Here is a 23,500-nt window from a genome sequence, read left to right as displayed (position 1 = left end):
CTACACGTCCTGTTCGAAGTAGGACGCGTTGTCTTTCGTGATTTGTTCGAGGGTGCTGTCGAGTTGCGAGAGGTGGTGCATTCCGGCCTCGACGGCGAGGGCGGGGTCGCCGGCGAGGATGGCGCGGGCGATGGCCTCGTGGTCGGCGAGGAGTTGCGGCATGCGGTCGTGCTTGGCCAGGCCCAGCAGGCAGAGGCGGTCGAGCTTGGCCTTTTCCGAGGAGATCACCTCGAAGGCAAAGCCGGCGCCGGCGATCTCGCAGAGGGCCTGATGGAAATCGTAGTCCAGGGCGCTGAACGCCGTGGCATCGCGGGCGGCCAGCGCGGCGCGCTGGCGGTCGAGCTCGCGGCCGAGCCGGGCCGGTTTGCCGGCATCGGGGCTCAGCGCCGCGCGGCGCAGCACCTCGGCCTCGACCGCGGCGCGCACGAAGCGCGACTTCTCGATCTCGCGGGCCGAGAAGCGGCGCACCTCGGTGGCGCGCTGCGGCCGGATCAGCAGCAGGTCGAGATTGGCCAGCCGGGTGAAGGCGTCGCGCACCGGCTGGCGCGAGACGCCGAAACGGGCGGCGATCTCGGCCTCGGAGATGCGATCGCCCGGCCGCAATCGCAGCGCGTTGATCTCGTCGTGGAGATGGTCGAAGATCTCGTCGACCGCCGTGCGCCGGTCGCTGGTGAGGCTGGTCTGCATTCGTCGGGTGTCCCTTTGCGTGACCGACTTATAGCCGGGCTGGCCGGATCCGCCAGAGGCGGGCTGCGGGGGGCTGTCGCTGGGGCGTGCCATGGCTGTCGACCTTTCCGGCAGTGATCAGGGGCCAGAGGCCCCCCGAAACCGGCGCCGGAGCCCGACGGTGGGGCGGTCGCGGCGCCCGGCCGGCCCCTTCGGGAAGGGGACACCGGCCTGAACTTGATACTAGTATTCCAGATTTGTTACTAGTATACCAGTGAAAAGTTAGCCCCGAATCGCGACCCTGTGCAACTGATAGGTGTGGCGGCCGCAAGGCTCGGGCCGGACGCTGGGAACTTAACGGAGGAGAGTGCATGTCTGGAGTTCGTTTGGAGGGCATCGTCAAGGCCTATGGTGCGGTGCAGGTGGTGCATGGCATCGACCTTGAGGTCGCCGAGAAGGAGTTCGTCGTGCTGGTCGGCCCCTCTGGCTGCGGCAAGTCGACGACGCTGCGGATGATTGCCGGTCTCGAGGAGATCAGCGACGGCGATCTGACGATCGACGGACGGCATGTGAACCGGGTCGCGCCGAAGGACCGCGACGTGGCGATGGTGTTCCAGAACTACGCGCTCTACCCGCATCTCAACGTCGCCGAGAACATCGCCTTCGGCCTGCGCATCCGCAAGGAAAGCAAGGAGCATATCGCCTCTTCGGTCGACGAGGTCGGCACCATCCTCGGGCTGACGCCCTATCTCGAGCGCCGTCCGGCGGATCTCTCGGGCGGTCAGCGCCAGCGGGTCGCCATGGGCCGGGCGATCGTGCGCCGCCCCAAGGTGTTCCTGTTCGACGAGCCGCTGTCGAACCTCGATGCCAAGCTCAGGACCCAGATGCGGGCCGAGATCAAGCGGCTGCACAAGCGGCTCGGCGCGACCTCGATCTATGTCACCCACGACCAGGTCGAGGCGATGACGCTGGCCGACCGGATCGTCGTCATGCATGACGGCCGGATCGAGCAGATCGGCTCGCCGATGGAGCTGTTCCTGAACCCGGCCAATACCTTCGTCGCGGGCTTTCTCGGCTCGCCGCCGATGAACATGGTCAAGGCGACGGTGGTCGCCGGCGATCGCGGCCCGGTGGCCGAATTCGACGGCCAGCGGCTCCAGCTTCAGGCGATTCCGGCGATGCAGAACGCGGTCGGCCGCGAGGTCATCCTCGGCATCCGGCCGGAGTTCGTCTCGGTCGCCGACCAGTCCGATCCCGACAAGGTCACCCTCGATGTCGACCTGGTCGAGACCCTGGGCTCCGAGGCGCTGATCCATGCCAGCCTGCAGGGCGAGCCCTTCGTGATCCGCACCGACACGGTGGGGCAGATGCACATCCTCGACGGCATCTCCGGCTTCACCATCGATCCCAAGCTGATCAAGGTGTTCGACGCCGAGAGCGGCGCGGCGCTGCCCGGCCAGGTGCTGGAACAATGAGCAACGATCCCAACTTCACCACCGCCCAGGGGCCGGCGACCGAGGAGCTGGTGTTCGACGCCAGCGAGGCCCGGCGCCAGCGCCGTCCCTCCCGCCTGGTCCGGGTCGGCGACCACCTGAAACGCGAATGGCAGCTCTATGTCATGCTGATCCCGACCATCCTGTGGCTGGCGATCTTTCTCTACAAGCCGATGTACGGCCTGCAGATCGCCTTCAAGGATTACTCGATCTTCCGCGGCGTCGCCGCCAGCCCCTGGATCGGGCTCGAGCATTTCCAGACGCTGTTCGGCAACGACCAGTTCCTGCGGGCGCTGAAGAACACCATCATCATCTCGTTCTACGGGCTGATCTTCGGCTTTCCGATGCCGATCATCCTGGCGCTGATGTTCAACGAGATCCTGGCGCAGACCTTCAAGAAGACCGCGCAGACCATCGTCTACCTGCCGCACTTCATCTCGAGCGTGATCATCGCGGGCATCGTGATCACCGCCTTCAGTCCGAGCGCGGGGATCGTCAACACCTTCCTCGGCTGGATCGGGGTCGATCCGATCTACTTCCTGACCAAGCCCGAGTGGTTCCGGCCGATCTTCGTCGGCACCGGCATCTGGCAGGAGGCGGGCTTCCAGTCGATCGTCTATCTCGCGGCGATCGCCGGGGTCTCGCCGACGCTCTACGAGAGCGCCGTGGTCGATGGCGCCAGCCGCTGGCAGATGATGTGGAAGATCACCCTGCCGTCGATCCTGCCCACCATCATCATCATGCTGATCATCCGCATCGGCAACATGCTGGAGGTGAGCTTCGAGATGATCATCCTGCTCTATCAGCCGGCCACCTACGAGACCGCCGACGTCGTCAACACCTTCATCTATCGCCAGGGTATCCAGGGCGGGCAATACGACCTTGCCGCAGCCGCGGGCCTGTTCAACGCGGTGGTGGCCTTCGTCCTGGTGATGACCGCCAACACGATCTCGAAGCGCTATTCGCGCACGTCGCTCTGGTAAGGGGGGAAGACCATGACACCGAACATGAATCTCTATTCACGCGGCGACAAGCTCTTCGTGATCACCAACATGGTGCTGATCGGGCTGTTCACCATCTCGACGCTCTATCCCTTCATCTACATCGCCTCGATGTCGATGAGCACCGGCTTCGAGGCCCGCGCCGGCAACGTCATCCTGACGCCGGTGGGCTTCACGCTGGAGGCCTACAAGCAGGTGCTCAGCGAGCCGCTGTTCTGGTCGTCGTACCTGAACACCTTCATCTACACCATCGGCGGCACGATCATGAGCCTGCTGTTCATCATCCCCGGCGCCTATGCGCTGTCGAAGCCGCAGCTCTATGGCCGGCGGTTCTGGAACCTGGTGGTGGCGTTCACCATGTGGTTCAACGCGGGTCTCATTCCGTTCTTCCTGAACATGCGGGACCTCGGACTTCTCGACAGCTACTTCGGCATCATCATCGGTTTTGCGGTCAACGGCTTCAACATCATCCTTCTGCGCAACTTCTTCGAGGGCATTCCGCAGTCCTTCGAAGAGGCCGCCCGGATGGACGGCGCCAACGAGTTCCAGGTGCTGTGGAAGGTCTACATGCCGCTTTCCAAGCCGGCGATCGCCACGGTGGCGCTGTTTTGCATCGTGTCGCGCTGGAACGGCTTCTTCTGGGCGATGGTGCTGTTGCAGGACGAGGACAAGATCCCGCTGCAGGTCTACCTGCGCAAGGTGATCGTCGAGCTCTCGGATGACGAGGAGTTCGCCACCTCGCTGCTCACCGCCGCCTATTCGGTGGAAACCGTGACCGCCGCGATCATCGTCTGCTCGATCATCCCGATCCTGATGATCTACCCCTTCCTGCAGAAATACTTCTCCAAGGGCATCCTGCTCGGAGGCGTGAAGGAGTGAGCCTTCGGGCATCGTGCGAGGAGCGCGGTGCCCGCCTCAAACGCCCCGGGGGCCTTCGGGCCCTCGGGACCAGACCCAAAAGACTTCGCACTAACTGGGAGGAAACAATGCGAAATTTTAACCTGTCACTTGCGATGCTGGCGACCACGGCCATGACGGCACCGGCCTTTGCGCAGGACATCGACCTGCCGATCGTCGACGAGCCGCTCGAGCTGACAATCCACATGCATTGGGACCGGGCGCAGGGCTATGACGAGAATTACCCGGTCGAGCAGAAGGCCCGCGAGCTGACCAATATCCATCTGGTCGACGCCACCGCCGGCAAGAACAGCACCGATCCGATGGAGGCGATGAACCTGCTGCTGGCGCAGGGCGATCTGCCCGATATCGTCGGCAGCCAGCTGATCCTGCAGCCGGTCAACCAGTACGGGCCGGAGGGCGCCTTCGTGCCGCTGAACGACCTGGTCGAGGAGCACGCGCCCAACATCAAGAAGTTCTGGGAAGAGCACCCCGGGCTGGTCGAGGCGATCTCGGCGCATGACGGCAACTACTACTACATCCCCTACCTGCCCGACGGCAAATACGGCCGGGCCTGGTTCATCCGCCAGGACTGGCTCGACACGCTGGGCCTCGAGCAGCCCGACACCGTCGATGAGCTCTACGACGTGCTGGTGGCGTTCCGCGACCAGGACCCGAACGGCAACGGCAAGAAGGACGAGATCCCGTTCTTCGTGCGCGACTGGGAAGAGGCGATCCGCCTCGTCACCCTCTGGGACGGGCGCTCTTCGGGTTCGGACACGCCGCATGACTTCATGGTCAACGAGGCCGGCGAGATCGTGCACCCCTATGCCCAGGAGAGCTATCGCGACGGTCTGGCCAATATCGTCAAGTGGTACGAGGAAGGGCTGATCGACCCCGAGGTCTTCACCCGCGGGACCTCGGCCCGCGACTACCTGCTGGGCGAGAACCTGGGCGGCGTGACCCATGACTGGTTCGCCTCGACCTCTGGCTACAATGCCGCGCTGGAAGGCAAGATCGACGGCTTCAACTTCATCCCCTTCCTGCCGCCGAAGTCGGTGAGCGGCAAGCGGATCGAAGAGCACCGCCGGATTCCGATCAAGCCGGACGGCTGGGCGATCAGCTTCTCCAACGACCACCAGGTCGAGACCATCAAGTATTTCGACTTCTGGTTCTCGGAGCAGGGCAGCCTGCTGGCCAACTTCGGTGTCGAGGGCGAGACCTGGGACATGGTCGACGGCGCGCCGGTGTTCAAGGACGAGGTGCTGAACAGCGAACAGGCGGTCAATGCCCAGCTCTGGGCGGTCGGCGCGCAGATCAAGAAGGGCTATCCGCAGGACTACCGCTACGAATGGCAGTGGACGGCGGATGCGGCGCGCAAGGGGATCGAACTCTACGACAGCGAGGACCTGCTGGTCGACCAGTTCCTCGGGGTGTCGATGAACAAGGAAGAGCAGGCGGTCTATGACAAGTACTGGCCGTCGATCAAGACCTACATGCTCGAGCGCCAGCAGGCCTGGGTGCTGGGCACCGGCGACGTCAAGCAAGACTGGGACGGCTATCTCGCGACGCTCGACAACATGGGTCTCGACCAGGTTCTCGAGGTCATGAACGCCGCCTACGACCGCCAGTACGAAGGCTGAAGACAGCGGTTCCGCGGGCGGACCCGATGAGGGGGCCGCCCGCGGGGCCGCAGGACGACCAGAGATGACATATCGCAAACGGGAGGACACCATGCGAAACCTGACACTGTCCCTGACCATGCTGGCGACGACGGCAATGACGGCCCCGGCCTTTGCCGAGGCGCATCTGCCGATCGTCGACGAGCCGCTGGAACTGACCATCCACATGCACTGGCCGCGCGCCCAGGGGTATGGCCCCGGCGGCGACACCTCGACGCTCTACCCGGTCGAGGAAGTGGCCCGCGAGAAGACCAACATCCACCTCGTCGACCGGACCTCGGGCCGCAACACCAAGGACAACAACGAGGCGATGAACCTGCTGCTCGCCACCGGCGACCTGCCCGACATCGTCGGCGGCAACCGGATCCAGCAGCCGGTCAACCAGTACGGTCCCGAGGGCGCCTTCGTGCCGCTCAACGACCTGGTCGACGAACATGCGCCGAACATCAAGAAGTTCTGGGAAGACAACCCGGGCCTGAAGGAAGCCATCTCGGCCTATGACGGCAACTACTACTACATCCCCTATCTGCCCGACGGCAAATACGGCCGGGCCTGGTTCATCCGCCAGGACTGGCTCGACAAGCTGGGCCTCGAGCAGCCCGACAATGTCGACGAGCTCTACGAGGTGCTGGTGGCGTTCCGCGACCAGGACCCCAACGGCAACGGCCAGAAGGACGAGGTGCCCTATTTTGCCCGCGACTGGGAAGAGGTGCTGCGGCTGATGACGCTGTGGGATGCGCGGACCTCGGGCTCCGACACCTACCACGACTTCTATGTCACCGAAGAGGGCAAGATCGCGCACCCCTATGCGCAAGAGGCCTACCGCGATGCCATGGCCAACCTGGCGAAATGGTACGAGGAAGGGCTGATCGACGCCGAGATCTTCACCCGCGGCTCGTCGTCGCGCGACTTCCTGCTGGGCGAGAACCTCGGCGGTCTGACGCATGACTGGTTTGCCTCGACCTCGGGCTACAACTCGGCGCTGGAAGGCAAGATCGACGGCTTCAACTTCATCCCCTTCCTGCCGCCGAAATCGGCCGCCGGCGTGCGGATGGAAGAGCACCGCCGCATTCCGATCAAACCCGATGGCTGGGCGATCACCTTTGCCAACGAGCATCCCGAGGAGACCATCAAGTACTTCGACTACTGGTTCTCCGAAGAAGGCAGCCTCTTGGCCAACTTCGGCGTCGAGGGCAAGACCTGGGACATGATCGACGGCGAGCCGGTCTACAAGGACGAGGTGCTGAACTCCGACACCCCGGTCAACAGCCAGATGTACCTCGAGGGCGCGCAGATCTATCGCGGCTACCCGCAGGACTACCGCTATGAATGGCAGTGGACCGCGCAGGCGGCACGCGACGGCATCGAGCTCTATGACAGCGAAGACCTGCTGGTCGACCAGTTCCTCGGCGTCGCCTTCAACAAGGACGAGCAGGAGGTCTATGACCGCTACTGGCCGTCGATCCAGACCTACATGCTGGAGCGCCAGCAGGCCTGGATCCTCGGCTCGGGCGACATCGAGGCCGATTGGGACAGCTACATCGCGACCCTCGAGAAGATGGGCTACGACAAGGTCATCGAGGTCATGAACACGGCCTACAACCGCCAGTACGGCTGAGCCGTTCCACGCGCCAGATGACAGGTGTGGCCGGGACCCCCGGCCGCACCGCCACCTCTCCCCGGCGGGCCCCGTGCGGCCGCGCCCCCCTTACCGACGCAAGCAACAGAAAGACCTGACCGATGGACGGCAACACTGCTCCCAGGCTCGACGAACCCAAGACCGGCCGGCTGACGATCCAGTATGCGCCCGACGCCGACAGCGAGATCACCGAGACCCCGCCGCGCTTTACCTGGCTGCCGGTGATCGAGGACGAGGCCCGCTACGTGCTGCGCGTCTCGCGCGATCCGGACTTTGCCGCGGCCGAGACCCGGGTCTGGTCGGGCATCCCGCTGAACTTCTTCACCCCCGACACGGTGCTCGAGCCGGGCACCTGGCACTGGGCCTACGCGGTCTGCGACGACGCCGGCAAACCCGCCAGCGGCTGGAGCCGGACCCGCAGCTTCACCCTCGCCGAGGGGCTGCCCGAGACCCCGCTGCCGGCCCGCGAGACCCGCTTTGACGGCGCCCCCGAGAGCCACCCGCGGCTCTGGCTCGATGCCGACCGGCTGGCGGACTTCCGCAAGGCGGTCAAAGCCGACCCCGATCATTGCACCTGGGCCACCTTCTACCAGAAATCCGTGCTGCCCTGGATGGAGCGCGAGGTGATGTCCGAGCCTGCGGGCTATCCCGACCACACCCGCACCGCGCCGGTCTGGCGGCAGACCTATATCGAGCTGCAGGAGCTGATGTATGCCATCCGCCACCTCGCCATCGGCGGCCAGGTGACCGGCGACCAGGCGATGCTCGACCGCGCCAAGGCCTGGCTGCTCGAGGCGGCGAGCTGGGACCCGATGGGGGTGACCTCGCGTGCCTATACCGACGAATGGGCCTACCGGGTCACCAATGCGCTGACCTGGGGCTTCGACTGGCTCTACGACGCGCTGTCGGAAGACGAGCGCAAGACAGTGCGCGACGCGCTGCACGCCCGCACGCGCGATATTGCCGAACATGCCATCCTGAATGCCAAGATCCATCTCTTCCCCTATGACAGCCACGCCGTCCGCTCGGTCTCGCTGACCCTGGTGCCGGCCTGCATCGCGCTGCTCGGCGAAGACGCGGACATCGGCGAGGGCGACGAGGCCCGCGACTGGCTGAACTACTGCATCGAGTTCCTCGCCACGGTTTATTCGCCCTGGGGCGACGCCGATGGCGGCTGGGCCGAGGGCACCAACTACTGGATGATGGGCATGGCCTATCTGATCGAGGCCGCCAACCGGCTCAAGAGCTTCGCCGGCATCGATCTCTACACCCGGCCGTTCTTCCGCAACACCGGTGACTTCCCGCTCTATTGCAAGGCGCCGGGCACCCGCCGCGCCACCTTTGGCGATGACAGCACCCAGGGCGATCTGCCCTGCATCAAGACCGGCATCAACCTGCGGCAATACGCCGGCGTCACCGGCAACGGCGCCTACCAGTGGTACCACGAGGAACTGGCGCGGCTGAACCCGGGCACCGAGGGCGCCTTCTACAACTGGGGCTGGTGGGACACCAACTTTGACGAACTGACCTATCTCACTGACTTCCCCCTTGTCGAGGCTTCCGATCCGCCCTCTGGCATGCGCCACTTCAAGGGCATTGGCTGGGTCGGCATCCAGCATCAGATGGCCGACCCCGACAGCCATATCCAGTTTGTGTTCAAAAGCAGTAAATACGGCTCGATCAGCCACAGCCACGGCGACCAGAACGCCTTTTGCATGGCCGCCTTCGGCGAGGATCTGGCGATCCAGTCGGGCTATTACGTCGCCTTCAACTCGACCATGCACCGGCTGTGGCGGCGCCAGACCCGGTCGAAAAATGCCATTCTGATCAATGGCAAGGGCCAATACGCCGACAAGGACAAGGCCCGCGCCATGGCCGCCACCGGGCGCATCCTCGCCGCCGAGGAGCGCGCCGATCACATGTACATCCACGGCGATGCCACCGCCGCCTACCAGTCGCTGTCTCCGGAAGTGACCCGGGCCGAGCGCGAGGTCTACTTCGTGCGCGGCAGCTACTTCGTGATCGTCGACAGCGTCGATGCCGAGACGCCTGTGACCATCGACTGGCTGCTGCATGCCAACCAGCCCTACGACCTCGGCCGCACCTCCTTCCGCTCCAACGGCAAGACGGCCGGGTTCTACGGCCAGGTGGTCTGGTCGGAGGCCGGCAAGCCCGAGATCAGCCAGTTCACCGGCTTCCCGGACGTCGACCCCTCGGAATACGAGGGCCTGCCCGAGAGCACCTGCCTGGTGGCGAAATACCCCGCCGCCAAGCGCCACCGCATCGCCACCCTGCTGGTGCCCTATCGCCTCGAAGAGCCCAGGCGCATCTTCAACTTCATGGACGACCAGGGCTACGACGCCGAGCTCTACTTCACCGACACCGACGAGAACACCTTCAACATCACCCTCAAGAAATTCGCGAAAACATAAGGCGGGCCTACGAGGACAGATCAGGCCGCGGGGATTACCCGCGGCCTGTCTATGCCGGGGCCTGGACCAAGATAGGCGCTGGCGCGGGGCGGATCATGCGGGGGCAATGCAAAAGGGCAGGGAAACCCCCTGCCCTTTCCTGCGCGATGTCCTTTGTCTCAGCCGCCGAAATCGTCGAGCATGATGTCTTCGCGGTCGACGCCCAGTTCGAGCAGCATGTTGATCACCGACTGGTTCATGATCGGCGGACCACACATGTAGTATTCGCAATCTTCCGGTGCCGGGTGGTTCTTGAGATATTCCTCATAAAGCACGTTGTGGATGAAGCCGGTGTAGCCGTCCCAGTCGTCCTCCGGCAGCGAATCCGAGAGCGCCACATGCCATTCGAAGTTGGGGAATTCCGCCGCCAGCTGGTCGAAATCCTCGACGAAGAACATCTCGCGCTTGGAGCGTGCGCCGTACCAGAAGGTGATCTTGCGGTCGCGGTTCTCCAGCCGCTTGAGCTGGTCGAAGATGTGGCTGCGCATCGGCGCCATGCCGGCACCGCCGCCAATGAAGACCATCTCCTTCTGGGTGTCGCGGGCAAAGAACTCGCCGAACGGGCCGGAGATGGTGACCTTGTCGCCGGGCTTGAGGTTGAAGATGTAGGACGACATCTGCCCCGGCGGAATGCCCTCGGAGCCCGGCGGCGGCGAGGCGACGCGGACGTTGAGCATGATCAGCCCCTTCTCGTCGGGGTAGTTGGCCATCGAATAGGCCCGCTCGATCGGCTCGGGCACGGCGGATTCATACTGCCACAGATTGAACTTGTCCCAATCCGGCCGGTACTCCTCCTCGACGTCGAACTCCTTGTACGAGAGCTTGTGTGCCGGCGCCTCGATCTGGATGTAGCCGCCGGCGCGGAAGTTCACGTCCTCGCCCTCGGGCAGCTCCAGCACCAGGTTCTTGATGAAGGTGGCGACGTTCTCGTTCGACCGCACGGTGCAGTCCCACTTCTTCACGCCGAAGACCTCTTCGGGCACCTCGATCTTCATGTCCTGCTTGACCGCCACCTGGCACGACAGCCGGTCGCCGCAGGCCGCCTCGCGCTTGGTGATGTGGCTTTCCTCGGTCGGCAGGATCGAGCCGCCGCCCTCGTGGATGCGGACCCGGCATTGCGCACAGGTGCCGCCGCCCCCGCAGGCCGAGGGGACGAAGAGCTTTTCCGCCGCCAGCGTCTGCAGCAGCTTGCCGCCGGCGGGGACGCGGATGGTTTTTTCGCCATTGATGGTGATGTTGACGTCGCCAGAGCTGACGAGCTTTGACCGCGCCGCCAGGATGACCGTCACCAGCATGACGACGATCAGGGTAAAGAGGAGGACGCCAAGTCCGAAAGTTTCCATGACTCGAGCCGCTCCTTACAGTTTGACGCCGCTGAAGGACATGAAGGCCATGGCCATCAGTCCGGCGGAGATGAATGTGATGCCGAGGCCCTGAAGCCCGTCGGGGATGTCGGAATACTTCAGCTTCTCGCGCACGCCCGCCATCGCGGTGATCGCCAGCGCCCAGCCAAAGCCCGACGACATGCCGTAGGTCAGCGCCTCGGGAAAGTCGTAGCTGCGTTCGACCATGAACAGCGAGCCGCCGAGGATGGCGCAGTTCACCGTGATCAGCGGCAGGAAGACGCCGAGCGCGTTGTAGAGCGGCGGGAAGTACTTATCGAGCACCATCTCGAGGATCTGTACCAGCGCCGCGATGACGCCGATATAGGAGATCAGCCCGAGGAAGGTGAGGTCGATGTCCGGAAACCCGGCCCAGGCCAGCGCGCCGGGGGCGAGCAGGTAGGTCAGGATCAGGTTGTTGGCCGGCACGGTGATCGACTGCACCACCATGACCGAGATGCCAAGGCCGATGGCGGTGGAGATCTTCTTGGACACGGCGAGGAAGGTGCACATGCCGAGGAAGAACGACAGGGCCAGGTTCTCGACGAAGATCGCCTTGACCGCGAGGGAGATGAGACCTTCCATCAGTGTGCCTCCACCGCTTGGATGCGATATTCACGCTCTTCGACCTGACCCGGTTTCCAGGTCCGGATCGCCCAGATCAGCAGGCCGATGACAAAGAACGCCGAGGGCGGCAGCAGCAGCAAACCGTTGGGCACGTACCAGCCGCCGTTGTTCACCGTCTCGAGGATGGTGACGCCGAACAGCGAGCCCGAGCCGAAAAGCTCACGGAAGAAGGAGACCACCATCAGCAGCAGGCCATAGCCCATGCCGTTGCCGACACCGTCGATGAAGCTCGCCACCGGCGGGTTCTTCATCGCAAAGGCCTCGGCGCGGCCCATGACGATGCAGTTGGTGATGATCAGCCCGACAAAGACCGAGAGGGTCTTGGAAATCTCGTAGGCATAGGCCTTGAGCACCTGATCAACGAGGATCACCAGCGAGGCGATCACCACCATCTGCACGATAATCCGGATCGAGTTGGGGATCTGGTTGCGCAGCATCGAGATGAACAGCGACGAGAAGCCCGTCACCGAGATCACCGCCAGCGACATCACGAAGGCCACCGACATCGAGGAGGTCACCGCCAGCGCCGAGCAGATGCCCAGCACCTGCAGGGTGATCGGGTTGTTGTCGATCAGCGGATCGACGAGTTGCGAACGATAGGTCTGTGCCATCAGCCAACCTCTCCTGCTTTCAGCCGCTCGAGAAAGGCGCCGTACCCGGCCTCGCCCATCCAGAAACGCACCAGGTTGTCCACGCCCACCGAGGTCAGCGTCGCCCCGGCAAGAGCATCCACGAAATATTCAGCGCCTTCCGGCGGCGGGGCCTTGGCGACGGTGATCGCCAGGTCGCCATCCTCGGCAAAGAGCTTCTTGCCGTTCCACAAGGCCTTCCAGCGCGGGTTGTCGACCTCGGCCCCGAGGCCCGGGGTTTCGCCGTGCTGATAGAACTGCAGGCCATAGATGTCGTTGCCGTTCTCTTCGAGCGCGATGAAGCCGTAGAGCGTCGACCACAGGCCATAGCCCTCGATCGGCAGGATCACCTTGTCGAGCGCGCCCGCCTCGTCGCGCAGCAGGTAGATCATCCGGTAGGCGTCCATCTGCCCGCCAAGCCCGGCCGGGTCCTCGTCGAGCGCGCGGACGATCGCCGGATCGTCTGATGCGGCCAGCTCGTCGAAGGTCTCGATGTCGAACTGGTCGGAATAGGTGCCGCTGTCGAGTTCGAGCACATGCGGCTCGAAGGCCTCGAAGGCGTCATTCACCGCCACGTTTTCGTCATAGACGCCGGCGACCTGCAGGATGTTGACCCGCTTGTCGATCAGCCGGTTGGCATCCTGCACCGGGCGCAGGGCCACGGCGGCGGCCGAGACCACCATCGAGGCCACGAGGCAGAGCGCCACGGCGACAAAGATCGTCTTGCCGACAGAGTCTGGCGGCGCGTCGAGGAAGCGGCGGATCGGGCCCTTGCGCCCGGTCTCTTCAGGCATGTTGTCCTCAGGCATGGCGCTTTGCCCTCCGTTTGATATTGGCCTGCACGACGAAGTAATCGATCAGTGGCGCAAAGACGTTGCCGAACAGGATGGCGAGCATCATGCCTTCGGGGAAGGCCGGATTGACCACCCGGATCATCACCACCATGAACCCGATCAGCGCGCCATAGATGAAACGGCCGGTGTTGGTGTGGCTGGCCGAGACCGGCTCGGTCACCATGAACACCAGGCCAAAGGCATAGCCGCCGATCACCAGGTGCCAGTACCACGGCATGGCGAACATCGGGTTGGTGTCGGATCCGATCAGGTTCAGCAACGACGAGAAGGCGATCATGCCCACCAGGCAACCGACCACCAGCCGCCAGTTGGCGATCTTGGTGAACAGCAGGAAGGCCAGACCGACGAGGATCATCAGCGTCGAGGTCTCGCCGATGCAGCCCTGAATGGTGCCGATGAAGGCGTCCATCCAGCTGATGCCGGCGGCAGGCAGCACCTGGTGACCATCGGCGGCCGAGATCGCCAGCGCGGTGGCGCCGGAAAACCCGTCGACCGGGGTCCAGATGCTGTCGCCCGACATGTAGGCGGGATAGGCGAAATAGAGGAAGGCGCGGCCCACCAGTGCGGGGTTGAGGAAGTTCTTGCCGGTGCCGCCAAAGACCTCCTTGCCGATCACCACGCCAAAGATGATGCCAAGGGCCACCTGCCACAGCGGCGTCGAGGCCGGCAGGATCAGGGTGTAGAGCATCGAGGTGACGAGGAAGCCCTCGTTGACCTCATGCCGACGGATCACCGCGAAGAGCACCTCGAAGATGCCGCCGGCGACCAACGTGACTATGTAGATCGGCAGGAAATACAGCAACCCGTGCAGCATGTTGGCCAGCGGGTTGTTGTAGTTGAAACCGATGCCCAGGGTCTCGAGGATCCAGGCCCGCCAGCCCGAGGCGCCAAGCTCGGCAATCGCCATGTTGGTCTGCAACCCGGTGTTGTAGAGCCCGAACAGCAGCGTCGGGATCGTTGCCAGCACCACGTAGGTCATGATCCGCTTCATGTCGATGTAGGAGCGGGCATGCGGGGCGACGGTGGTCACCGTGCGCGGAGTATAGATGAAGCTCTCGACCATCTCGTAGAGCGGGAAGTACTTCTCGTACTTGCCGCCGTTGACGAAGCTCGGCTCTATCCGGTCGAAGAATGCGCGAAGACCCATGGCCTACCCTTCCTTCTCGATCTTGGTGAGGCTGTCGCGGAGCGCGAGGCCGTATTCATACTTGGCGGGGCAGGCAAAGCCGCAGAGCGCGACGTCTTCCTCGTCCAACTCCAGCACGCCAAGCGCCTGGGCGGTGTCGGTGTCCATCACCAGAAGGGAGCGCAACAGCTGCGTCGGCAGGAAGTCCTGCGGCATCAGCTGCTCGAAGGTGCCGATCGGCACCATGGCGCGGCGGCCGCCGTTGAGGTTCGACGTCAGCTTGTAAAGCTTGTCGCTCAGGGCCGAGCCCAGCACCGGCTGGAAGGCGTATTTCGACGGCATCGGGCGGATCCAGCCCAGCGGGATCTGCTCGCGGTCTTCCTCGATCAGGGTGACCTGACGGGCATAGCGGCCGAGATAGGCGGTCGGACCGGCGCCGGCATCGCCGCTGAGGATCGAGCCCGAGATCACCCGCAGCGGCGTGTCGGTCTCGAGGTCCTCGGCGCAGAGATCGAGCATCGAGGCACCGTTGATGGTGCGCACCAGCCGCGGGTTGGAACACATCGGGCCGGTCAGGGCGACGATGCGCTCGGCGCTGATGTGGCCGTCGCGCAGCAGCCGGCCGATGGCGATCACGTCATGATAGCCGATGGTCCAGACCATCTTGTCAGAGCTCGGCGGCTCGAGGAAATGCATGTGGGTGCCGGCGAGGCCGGAGGGATGCGGGCCGGAGAACGCTGCCGGGGTGATGCCGGCCAGATCGGTGCCGGGGATCTCGGCGCCGGTCTCCTGACAGAGATAGGTGTTGCCCTCGGTCAGCAGCGCCACCGCGGCGAGGCCACGGGTGAAGGCCTCGGCGTCGTCATTGATGATGACGGCGGCATCGGCCGACAGCGGCTCGCTGTCCATCGCGGTGACATAGATCGCGGCCGGGCGGCTGTCGGGGGCGGGCACCTTGGAATAGGGGCGGGTGCGAAACGAGGTCCAGAGACCAGCGGCGCAGAGACGTTCTGTCACACCCTCGGGAGTGTCGGCATCGCCCACTTGCGAGAAGTCCACCGGCTCGGCGGCGCCATGATCGACCTCGATCTCGACACTGACCAAAACGCGCCGTGCACCGCGGTTGATCGCCTTGATTCGGCCTGCGACCGGCGCGGTCACCTGCACCTCGGGCGTGTCCTTATGCGCCAGGATCGGCGCCCCGGCGGCCACGACATCGCCCTCCTGAACCGAAAGTCGCGGCTTCAGGCCAATGTAATCCCGGCCTAGAATCGCGGCGGTCCGGACGGGAGCGGCCTCGTGAATCGTCAGGTCGGGTGCGCCAAGTACCGGCACGTCCAGACCTTTTTTCAACGTAAATTGCTGCACGTCTTTTCGTCCTGTCTTCTGTCCCGCCGCCTTATGCGACACTGCGTCCGGGTTTTAAAGGCGGTTTAGACACCCATCTTTCGAATAACTGTTGAACCCCGTGCCGATCTGTCCCAGAAGCTCACGGAATGAACACCGGACCAGATTGCAGCCAGCGGAGCCGTCCCATGACAGACCCTCTTCTTCTTACCCGCCGTAGCGTGTTTGCGATGCCGCTTTTTCTCATGGCGTGCAAGAAAGGCTGGTCGGTACTGGAGCTGACTGGTCTGACCATGGGCACAGGTTATTCCATCGTCGCCGTCGATCACAGCCGCAATGTCGACAAGGCAGAGCTGCAGGCTGCCGTCGACGCCGCCCTTGGCCGGGTCAACGAACAGATGTCGAACTGGGATGCCGGGTCCGAGATTTCGCGCTTCAACGCGAGCGCCGAGGGCGAGAGCCTGACCGTCTCGCCCGAGCTGGCGCAGGTGATGCAGGCCGCTCAGCAGGTGAACACCGCCAGCGATGGCCGGTTCGACGTCACCGTCGGCGCGCTGATCGACCTTTGGGGCTTTGGCGCCGGCCAGAGCCGCCGCGACCTGCCCGCCGAGGCCGAGATTGCCGAGGCAATGGCGTGCTGTGGCCAGTCGACCTCGGTCGGAACCGACGGCACCGCGCTCACCAAGCTGAACGGTGGCGCCAATGTCTACCTGTCGTCGATCGGCAAGGGCTTTGGCGTCGACCAGGTCGCCCGCGCGCTGGCCGGTTTCGGCATCACCGACTACATGGTCGAGATCGGCGGCGATCTCTATGCCGCGGGCCGCAATCCCGATGGCCAGCCCTGGCAGATCGGCATCGAGACGCCGCAGGCCTTCGACCGCGGCATCAGCCAGGTTGTCGGCCTGTCGGGCATGGGCATGGCGACCTCTGGCGATTACCGCAACTATTTCGACCACGATGGCCAGCGCTTTTCGCATATCATCGACGCCACCACCGGCCGACCGGTGACCCATGACACCGCCTCGGTCACCGTGCTGACCGAGAACGCGATGCTGGCCGACGCCTGGGCCACCGCCCTGCTGGTTCTGGGCCGCGAGCGCGGGCTCGAGATCGCCGAGCGCGAAGGCATCGCTGCGCTGTTCATCGACCGCGCTGCCGAGGGTTTCGTCACCACCGCCTCCGACCGGTTTGCGGCGGTCACCGCCTAAGAGGACGCCATGTCGACCTTTCTGCTCGCTTTCGGACTGCTTTTGCTGGTGATGCTGGGGATGGCGCTTGGCGTCATCCTGAACGGCCGCACCATCAAGGGCAGCTGCGGCGGGCTGAACGCGATTTCCGACGCCGACCAATGCCTGGTCTGCAAAAAGGACATCGACCCCGACAGCCCCCTGCGCGAGCGGCTGCAATGTCCGCGGGCGCGCAGGATGCTCGATGAGATGCAGGCCGAGGAACAGCCGGGCTGAGCGCTCAGCCCCGCATCGGTACAAACCCCAGCACCAGCAGCGTCGCCGCGGCGATCACCCCGTAGAGCCACAGCCGGCTGCGGGGGCCTTCCGCCTTCCAGACCGAGCGATAGCGCATGCCCGCCAGACAGGCGATGACGAAGAGCGCCGTCGCGAGCGCAGGCGTGAGGGTGAAATCTGTCAAGCAGCGGACCTTTATGCGCGTGTTGGAACCCATTTACACAGGCACGATTTTCTATAGCGTATAAAGGGAAACACGGAGAGATTACCATGCCGGCGTCTTATCAGCCAAAAACCCGCGACTCGGAAAAGCACGAGAGAACCTCCAGCCAATCGGTGCAGACCAACATGTCGGCCGCCCAGGCCACCGTGGCGCAGGTGCTGGAAAGCAAGAGCGGCGAGATGTTCTGGATCGCGCCCGAAGATACCGTTGGCCATGCGGTCGAGGTGCTGCGCGACAAGAAGATCGGCGCGCTGATGGTCAAGAGCCCGCAGGGCGAGCTGGTGGGCATCCTGTCGGAGCGCGACGTGGTGCGCCGGCTGGCCGACACGCCGGGCCACACCCTGCCGCAGAAGGTGTCCGAGCTGATGTCGACCGAGGTGCAGACCACCACGCCGAACGAGACCCTTGTGACGGTGCTGCGGCGGATGACCGACGGCCGGTTTCGCCACATGCCGGTGATGGAGGCGGGCCAACTGGTCGGGCTGATCTCGATCGGGGACGTGGTGAACTATCGCCTGACAGCGCTGGAATACGAGGCCTTGCAGCTCAAGCAGCTGATCGTCGGCTAGACTTGCGTTAGCCGGGCCAGCGGCTGCCCGCGAGGGGCCGCTGCAAAGCGGGTGTCCCGGCGCTTAATGGCAGCCAAGGTCACCTCGCAGCATTGCGCCTGCAGCAACCGGTCACGCCAGAGGTATGCCACGGTTTGTCGGCGCACCTTTGGTGCGACGGGGCGGGCAGCCGCTGGCCCCTCGCACTTTGCGTGCAAAGTGCTGCCGAGAGACCGGCGGGCTGAGCCCTTGGTCCGGACCGGGCGCAATTCAGCAACGTCGATTGAATCCAAACGGAATGCGCCCTACTACAACGCAACAGTCCTTTTCACTTTCGAGGTTGCCGCATGAAACGCTCCCGCATCAATGACATCATGGCTCAGGCGGACGATATGATCCGCAGCCATGGCTTCGTCCTGCCGCCCTTTGCCTACTGGACGCCAGAGGACTTCAAGTCGCGCAAGGACGAAGCCCGCGCGGTGATCGAGGCGCGCTGCGGCTGGGACATCACCGATTACGGCGAAGGCCGGTTCGACGAGTTGGGGCTGTTCCTCTTTACCCTGCGCAACGGCCGGCTCGCCGACCTGCAGCGCGGCGGCGGCATGTGTTATGCGGAAAAGCTGCTGATCTCGCGGCAGGACCAGCTCTCGCCGATGCACACCCATGTGATCAAGGCCGAAGACATCATCAACCGCGGCGGCGCCACCATGGTCATCGAGCTCTACGGCTCTGACGACGAGGGCAATTTCGCCGAGGACAAGGGCGGCACCGTCTGGTGCGACGGCATCCGCCGCGAGTTTGCCCCCGGCGAAAAGCTGAAATTCGCCCCCGGCGAAAGCGTCACCCTGATGCCCGGCGACTGGCATGCCTTCTGGGGCGAGGGCGGCGACGTGCTGATCGGCGAGGTCTCGACGGTGAACGACGACGAGACCGACAATGTCTTCCGCGAACCGATCGGCCGGTTTGCCGAGATCGAGGAAGACGTGGCGCCCAAGCACCTGCTGGTCAGCGACTACAAGACCTGGCTCGCCTGAGCCTGACGGCGGGCCACCGGATGACGGTGGCCCCTACCCCTCTCAATAGACCAGCCGGAACCCCTGGTGCGAGGTGGTGCTGTCGGGGGTCGAGCCGGTGCGCGCGGCGATCCGGTAGCGGTAGCAGTAGCTGGCGTGGCAGAGGAACGAGCCGCCCTTGGCCAGCTTGTAGCCGACCTTGTCGGCATGCGCCTGCTGCACCGATTTCTTCAGCGACTTCACCTTGAACGGCTGGCTGGTGTACTGCCAGATATTGCCGACCATGTGATAGAGCCCGTAGGCATTGGGCGCGAAGGAACGCGCCGGCGCGGTGCCGCGATATCCGTCGAGCCCCAGGTCGGTCTGCGGAAACCGCCCTTGCCAGATGTTGCAGGGAAAATGATCCTGATCGTTGGGCTCAAGATCGCCCCAGGGAAAGCGCACGTCGCCCTGCCCGCCCCGCGCCGCATGCTCGTACTCGGCCTCGGTGGGCAGACGCCCCCCGGCCCAGCGGGCAAAGACCTGTGCGTCGTTCCAACTCACATGCACCGCCGGGTGATCGTCGAGACAGGCCGCGGCAGAGCCCGGCCCCAGCGGTTCAGCCCAGCTGGCGCCATCGATCACTCGCCACCAGGGCACCGCCGCAACCGCCTGTGTCGGCGGATGATCGGCCGGCAAGAGGTTCTGGAACACGAAGGAATTGCCCAGCCGCTCGGCATCGGTGACATAGCCGGTGGCCTCGATGAACCGGCGGAAACGGGCATTGGTGACGGTGGTGGCGTCCATCTCGAAGGCTTTGATCCGGGTCTGGCGCAGCGGTGCCTCGCCGTCGATCGGCAGCTCTGGCCGGTCGGTGCCGATCAGCCCGCGGCCGCCGGGAATGCGCACCCGTTCGGGCGGATCGGTCTCGCGCGCCTGCGGGTCGTGCGACCGGGTCGCCTGCGTCGGGCGTGTCGCGGTTTCGTCCTCGCGCGCCGGGGCGCAGCAGCCTTTGGCTGGGGTGTCGGTCATCTTGAGGCCTCCTGCCGGCCTTTTTGCCTCAAAGCCCGGCAGAGTTCCATGCCAGGATGGGCCGATTTCGCGCCGCTCAGGGCCGCGCGACGATGAAATCCGGCATAATGCCGGTCTCGGCGATGGCGCGCCCTGCGTCCTGGCCGGCAAAGAAGCCGTACCGTGTGATCAGCGCCGAGGCGAGGCCCGCAGTCTGGGCGCCGAGGATATCGGTGTGCAGGCTGTCGCCCACCATCAGCACCCGGGCGCGGTCGATGGTGCCGATCCGGGCAAAGGCGAGGTCGAAGATATTGCCGAAGGGCTTGCCGAAGAATTCCGGCACCACCCCGCTGCGGTCGGCGAGCCGGTGGGCGAAATGGCCGGGCTCGGCCGAAAAACCGGTTTCGCGCGGGGCGACGATATCGGGATTGCCCACCAGCACCGGCCGCGGGCGGCGCTGCAGGGCCGCCTCGAGCAGGCTCTGGCGCGACTCGGTCCAGTCGGCGCTGCCGATCATCAGGACCCCCTCGACCGCGTCATAGGCCGCCGGATCGTCCTCGAGATAGGTCAGGTTCAGCCCCTCGAGATCCTCGAACCCGCTGGACCGGGTGGCGATCAGCCCCCAGTGCAGATCGCGCCGCGCCTGCAGGCCGGCCAGCAGCGTGGCCCGGCTGGTGATGATCTCTTCTGGCGCGAAGTCATAGCCGATGCGGCGGTACTTGCGCACAAGCGCCGCATGCGGCGCGCCGGCGGCGTTGGAGACCACGAACACCCGCTTGCCCGCCGCCTTGAGCGCCGCGATCCGCTGCGGCGTGTCGGGAATGGCAATTTCTCCGATGTTGAGCACGCCGAAGGCATCGAGCAGGAAGACATCGAAGTCATCGGCCAGGTCTGCCAGCGTCTCGCAATGCTGCCCGGGCCTTGCGGCAGGGACGGCGGCAGGCAGGCGATGGCGGATGGCCTCATAGGCCTTCAGTGCGACCTCTGCGGTCAGCGGGGTCAAATGATCGCCCCCCGCACCTTGGCCGAGACCCATTCGCTGATCACCACGGCGGCGAGGATCACCAGCAGGATCAGGCTCACCTGTGGCCAGGCCAGCACGTTGAGCGAGGCCGAAAGCTGCAGGCCGATGCCGCCCGCCCCCACCAGCCCCAGCACGGTCGACTCGCGGATGTTGATGTCCCAGCGGAACACCGCAACGCCGGCGAAGGCGGGCATGATCTGCGGCACGATCCCGTAGGCCATGACCTGCCAGCGGCTGGCGCCGGTGGCAGTGATCGCCTCGACCTGGGCGTGGTCGATCTCCTCGATGGCCTCGTAAAGCAGCTTGGCGCAGAAGCCGATCGAGCGGATGGCGATGGCGACGACACCGGCGAAGACCCCCGGCCCGATGATGGCGATCAAGAGCAGCGCCCAGATCAGCGAGTTGATCGAGCGCGTCGAGACAATGATCAAGAGCGCGATGGGCCGGATGAAGAGCCGCGACGGCGTTGTATTGCGCGCCGCCAGAAACGCCACCGGCACCGCGAGGAACAGCGCGATGATGGTGCCCAGCGTGGCGATGTTGAGCGTGTCCCAGATCGGCCGGCCCAGCTGGGTGATGTATTCCCAGCGCGGCGGCGTGGCGCGGGTCCAGATATCATTGGCGATGCGCGGCGCGTCCCAGACAAAGAACCACGTCGTGCTTTCCGAGATGATCTGCCAGCAGATCGCGAAGACCAGCAGACCGGCCAGCCAGCCGCCCCAGCGCAGCACCTTTTCGCGCGGGGTGCGCAGGCGCCAGACCTGGGCGCCATCCTTGGCAAACACCGGCATTACTGCACCCTCGCGCGGATGATGCCGGAGAGGTATTCCAGCGCCATGACAATGCCGATGATCAGGATCAGGATCGCCGCGGCGGTGTCGTACTCATAACGGTCAAAGGCGGTGTTCAGAGTCGCCCCGATCCCCCCTGCCCCGACGAGGCCGAGGATCGCGCTTTCGCGGAAGTTGATATCGATACGGTACATCGACAGTCCAACGAGGCGCGGCATCACTTGCGGCTGCACCCCGTAGTTGATCCACTGCATCCAGCGCGCGCCGGAGGCCCGGATCGCCTCGGCCTGCACCTTGTCCATCGCTTCGATGTCCTCGGCCAATAGCTTGGAAAGAAAGCCGATTGTCGCGAAAGAGAGCGTCAGGAAGCCCGCCAGCGGACCGAAACCGAAGATCGCGACAAGCAGGATGGCGACGATGATCTCTTGCAGCGCGCGGCTGATGGCGACGATGCCGCGACAGATGACGTAGACCGGCAAGGGCGCGACATTGCGCGCCGCGCCCAGCCCGATGGGGATCGAGATCGCGATGCCCACGACCGAGGCCGCCACCGTCATCACGATGCTCTCCATGAGCCCGCCCCAAATATCGCTCCCGCGAGTGACGAAGTCGGGCCGCGTGAAGGACAGGATGAAGGCCCAGCCGCGGTCGAGCCCGGCGTAGACCCGGCTCCAGTCGACCTCGATGGTGAGGAACGCCGCGATCAGGTAGGCGATGAACCCAAGGAGCAGCCCCCAGCGCAGCGCCGGGCGCTTGATGAAATGCGGCTTGCGCCAGCCCTGCCCCAGCATGTCGTCCAACTCGCGATGGCTCATTCCGCGGCCTCGATCTCTTCGTCCTCGACCTTTTCGATGGTGGCTTCCCAGTCCTCCTCGCCGTAGATCTCGGTAAGTTTATCCGGGGTCAGCCCGTCCGGCGGGCCGTCAAAGACGATCTGGCCGAACCGCAAGCCCACGATGCGCGGCACGAACATCTGCGCCAGCGCCACGTCGTGAATGTTGATGATCGCCGCCAGCCCGCGCTCACGGCAAAGCTCGGTGATCAGCCGCATGATCTGGCGCGAGGTCTTGGGATCGAGCGATGCGGTGGGCTCATCCACCAGCAGGAGCTTCGGATCCTGGATCAGCGCCCGGCAGATGCCGACCCGCTGGCGTTGTCCGCCCGAGAGTTCGTCGGCGCGCTTGTCGGCCATGTGCAGCAGGCCCACGCGGTCGAGCAGGCGAAAGGCCTCGTCCACGTCGGACTGCGAGTAGCGGCGCGTGAACGACCGCCAGAAGCCGACGTAACCCAGCCGGCCCGACAGGACGTTCTCCATCACCGTCAGCCGTTCGACCAGCGCGTATTCCTGAAAGATCATCCCCATCTCGCGCCGCGCCCGGCGCAGCGCACCGGAGCCCAGCTTGGTCAGGTCGGTTCCGTCCAGCATCACCGCGCCTTCGGTGGGCTCCACCAGACGGTTGATGCAGCGGATCAGCGTCGACTTGCCAGCGCCCGACGGCCCGATCAGCGCCAGCACCTGGCCGGAGGGCACCTCGAGGTCGATGGCCTGCAGGGCCTTGTCACCGGTCTTGTAGGTCTTGGTCAGGTTTTGCAGACGCAGCATGAAGGCCCCCCGAGGCAACAGGCGAACAGGC

General features: G+C 64.8%; 23 protein-coding genes. 10 read left to right on the top strand and 13 right to left on the bottom strand.

What is annotated here, in order from left to right; genetic code table 11:
- A complete protein-coding gene (locus VOI27_RS10345) occupies positions 1-687 on the bottom strand; it encodes a GntR family transcriptional regulator (protein WP_323765262.1) in 687 nt (228 codons plus the stop codon).
- Positions 688-1,037: 350 nt separating this feature from the next.
- On the opposite strand from VOI27_RS10345, the gene VOI27_RS10340 reads away from it, so the two are divergent.
- The 6 genes from VOI27_RS10340 to VOI27_RS10315 all read left to right on the top strand — a co-directional run bounded on the left by VOI27_RS10340 (position 1,038) and on the right by VOI27_RS10315 (position 9,810).
- Positions 1,038-2,141 (top strand): sn-glycerol-3-phosphate ABC transporter ATP-binding protein UgpC, encoded by a 1,104-nt coding sequence (locus VOI27_RS10340; RefSeq protein WP_323765261.1) that lies wholly within the window; start codon positions 1,038-1,040, stop codon positions 2,139-2,141.
- The gene (locus VOI27_RS10335) at positions 2,138-3,142 is read left to right on the top strand and encodes an ABC transporter permease (protein WP_323765260.1); all 1,005 of its coding nucleotides are present in this window, start codon (positions 2,138-2,140) and stop codon (positions 3,140-3,142) included. Before VOI27_RS10340 ends, VOI27_RS10335 begins: the two co-directional genes overlap by 4 nt.
- A 24-nt stretch (positions 3,143-3,166) precedes the next feature.
- Positions 3,167-4,039, top strand: a complete 873-nt coding sequence (locus VOI27_RS10330; RefSeq protein ID WP_323765259.1) for a carbohydrate ABC transporter permease — start codon at positions 3,167-3,169, stop codon at positions 4,037-4,039.
- A 107-nt stretch (positions 4,040-4,146) separates the two neighbouring features.
- Positions 4,147-5,700, top strand: coding sequence for a sugar ABC transporter permease (locus VOI27_RS10325; protein ID WP_323765258.1), 1,554 nt, complete (start codon positions 4,147-4,149; stop codon positions 5,698-5,700).
- Between the two features lie 91 nt (positions 5,701-5,791).
- Positions 5,792-7,357: a sugar ABC transporter permease gene (locus VOI27_RS10320; RefSeq protein ID WP_323765257.1), complete on the top strand. Its 1,566-nt coding sequence runs from the start codon at positions 5,792-5,794 to the stop codon at positions 7,355-7,357.
- Between the two features lie 122 nt (positions 7,358-7,479).
- Entirely contained in the window at positions 7,480-9,810 is a 2,331-nt protein-coding gene (locus VOI27_RS10315; RefSeq protein ID WP_323765256.1) for a DUF4962 domain-containing protein, read from the top strand.
- Positions 9,811-9,968: 158 nt separating this feature from the next.
- Here VOI27_RS10315 and nqrF read toward each other — a convergent pair whose 3' ends face one another.
- From nqrF to VOI27_RS10285, 6 genes are read right to left on the bottom strand one after another with little or no spacing between them, the layout of a single operon-like run.
- The gene (nqrF, locus tag VOI27_RS10310) at positions 9,969-11,192 is read right to left on the bottom strand and encodes an NADH:ubiquinone reductase (Na(+)-transporting) subunit F (RefSeq protein ID WP_323765255.1); all 1,224 of its coding nucleotides are present in this window, start codon (positions 11,190-11,192) and stop codon (positions 9,969-9,971) included.
- A gap of 15 nt (positions 11,193-11,207) precedes the next feature.
- The gene (gene nqrE / locus VOI27_RS10305; protein WP_323765254.1) at positions 11,208-11,816 is read right to left on the bottom strand and encodes an NADH:ubiquinone reductase (Na(+)-transporting) subunit E; all 609 of its coding nucleotides are present in this window, start codon (positions 11,814-11,816) and stop codon (positions 11,208-11,210) included.
- Positions 11,816-12,469: an NADH:ubiquinone reductase (Na(+)-transporting) subunit D gene (locus tag VOI27_RS10300; RefSeq protein WP_323765253.1), complete on the bottom strand. Its 654-nt coding sequence runs from the start codon at positions 12,467-12,469 to the stop codon at positions 11,816-11,818. Before VOI27_RS10300 ends, nqrE begins: the two co-directional genes overlap by 1 nt.
- Entirely contained in the window at positions 12,469-13,296 is an 828-nt protein-coding gene (locus VOI27_RS10295; protein WP_323765252.1) for a Na(+)-translocating NADH-quinone reductase subunit C, read from the bottom strand. The genes VOI27_RS10300 and VOI27_RS10295 overlap by 1 nt, the downstream gene beginning before the upstream one ends.
- Positions 13,289-14,488: an NADH:ubiquinone reductase (Na(+)-transporting) subunit B gene (locus tag VOI27_RS10290; protein ID WP_323765251.1), complete on the bottom strand. Its 1,200-nt coding sequence runs from the start codon at positions 14,486-14,488 to the stop codon at positions 13,289-13,291. The genes VOI27_RS10295 and VOI27_RS10290 overlap by 8 nt, the downstream gene beginning before the upstream one ends.
- A 3-nt stretch (positions 14,489-14,491) precedes the next feature.
- Positions 14,492-15,835 carry a Na(+)-translocating NADH-quinone reductase subunit A gene (locus VOI27_RS10285; RefSeq protein WP_323765250.1) on the bottom strand — a complete coding sequence of 448 codons (1,344 nt, stop codon included), beginning with the start codon at positions 15,833-15,835 and terminating at the stop codon, positions 14,492-14,494.
- Positions 15,836-16,002: 167 nt separating this feature from the next.
- On the opposite strand from VOI27_RS10285, the gene VOI27_RS10280 reads away from it, so the two are divergent.
- Positions 16,003-17,022 (top strand): FAD:protein FMN transferase, encoded by a 1,020-nt coding sequence (locus VOI27_RS10280; protein ID WP_323765249.1) that lies wholly within the window; start codon positions 16,003-16,005, stop codon positions 17,020-17,022.
- A 9-nt stretch (positions 17,023-17,031) separates the two neighbouring features.
- Positions 17,032-17,277: a (Na+)-NQR maturation NqrM gene (nqrM, locus tag VOI27_RS10275; protein ID WP_323765248.1), complete on the top strand. Its 246-nt coding sequence runs from the start codon at positions 17,032-17,034 to the stop codon at positions 17,275-17,277.
- A gap of 4 nt (positions 17,278-17,281) precedes the next feature.
- Here the strand turns inward: nqrM and VOI27_RS10270 are convergent, their stop codons facing one another.
- Complete coding sequence (locus VOI27_RS10270) at positions 17,282-17,461, bottom strand: hypothetical protein (RefSeq protein ID WP_323765247.1); 180 nt, start codon at positions 17,459-17,461, stop codon at positions 17,282-17,284.
- 86 nt (positions 17,462-17,547) lie between these two features.
- On the opposite strand from VOI27_RS10270, the gene VOI27_RS10265 reads away from it, so the two are divergent.
- Both VOI27_RS10265 and VOI27_RS10260 read left to right on the top strand, forming a co-directional pair.
- On the top strand, positions 17,548-18,069 hold the full coding sequence (locus VOI27_RS10265) for a CBS domain-containing protein (protein WP_323765246.1): 522 nt from the start codon (positions 17,548-17,550) through the stop codon (positions 18,067-18,069).
- A gap of 326 nt (positions 18,070-18,395) precedes the next feature.
- Positions 18,396-19,082 (top strand): D-lyxose/D-mannose family sugar isomerase, encoded by a 687-nt coding sequence (locus VOI27_RS10260; RefSeq protein WP_323765245.1) that lies wholly within the window; start codon positions 18,396-18,398, stop codon positions 19,080-19,082.
- Between the two features lie 42 nt (positions 19,083-19,124).
- On the opposite strand, the gene VOI27_RS10255 is transcribed toward VOI27_RS10260, so the two are convergent.
- The 5 genes from VOI27_RS10255 to phnC all read right to left on the bottom strand — a co-directional run bounded on the left by VOI27_RS10255 (position 19,125) and on the right by phnC (position 23,469).
- Positions 19,125-20,072: a formylglycine-generating enzyme family protein gene (locus VOI27_RS10255; RefSeq protein ID WP_323765244.1), complete on the bottom strand. Its 948-nt coding sequence runs from the start codon at positions 20,070-20,072 to the stop codon at positions 19,125-19,127.
- A 76-nt stretch (positions 20,073-20,148) separates the two neighbouring features.
- Positions 20,149-21,087 carry a TIGR01459 family HAD-type hydrolase gene (locus VOI27_RS10250; RefSeq protein ID WP_416374665.1) on the bottom strand — a complete coding sequence of 313 codons (939 nt, stop codon included), beginning with the start codon at positions 21,085-21,087 and terminating at the stop codon, positions 20,149-20,151.
- A complete protein-coding gene (phnE, locus tag VOI27_RS10245) occupies positions 21,051-21,866 on the bottom strand; it encodes a phosphonate ABC transporter, permease protein PhnE (RefSeq protein ID WP_323765242.1) in 816 nt (271 codons plus the stop codon). Before phnE (VOI27_RS10245) ends, VOI27_RS10250 begins: the two co-directional genes overlap by 37 nt.
- Positions 21,866-22,681, bottom strand: coding sequence for a phosphonate ABC transporter, permease protein PhnE (gene phnE / locus VOI27_RS10240; RefSeq protein ID WP_323765241.1), 816 nt, complete (start codon positions 22,679-22,681; stop codon positions 21,866-21,868). The genes phnE (VOI27_RS10245) and phnE (VOI27_RS10240) overlap by 1 nt, the downstream gene beginning before the upstream one ends.
- Positions 22,678-23,469: a phosphonate ABC transporter ATP-binding protein gene (phnC, locus tag VOI27_RS10235; protein ID WP_323765240.1), complete on the bottom strand. Its 792-nt coding sequence runs from the start codon at positions 23,467-23,469 to the stop codon at positions 22,678-22,680. The genes phnE (VOI27_RS10240) and phnC overlap by 4 nt, the downstream gene beginning before the upstream one ends.
- Between the last annotated feature and the right edge of the window lie 31 nt (positions 23,470-23,500).

This window comes from Marinovum sp. (assembly GCF_034669705.1).
GTDB lineage: Bacteria > Pseudomonadota > Alphaproteobacteria > Rhodobacterales > Rhodobacteraceae > Marinovum.
The sequence above is the reverse complement of the archived record's forward strand: the minus strand, read 5'-3'. Positions and strand labels throughout refer to the sequence as shown.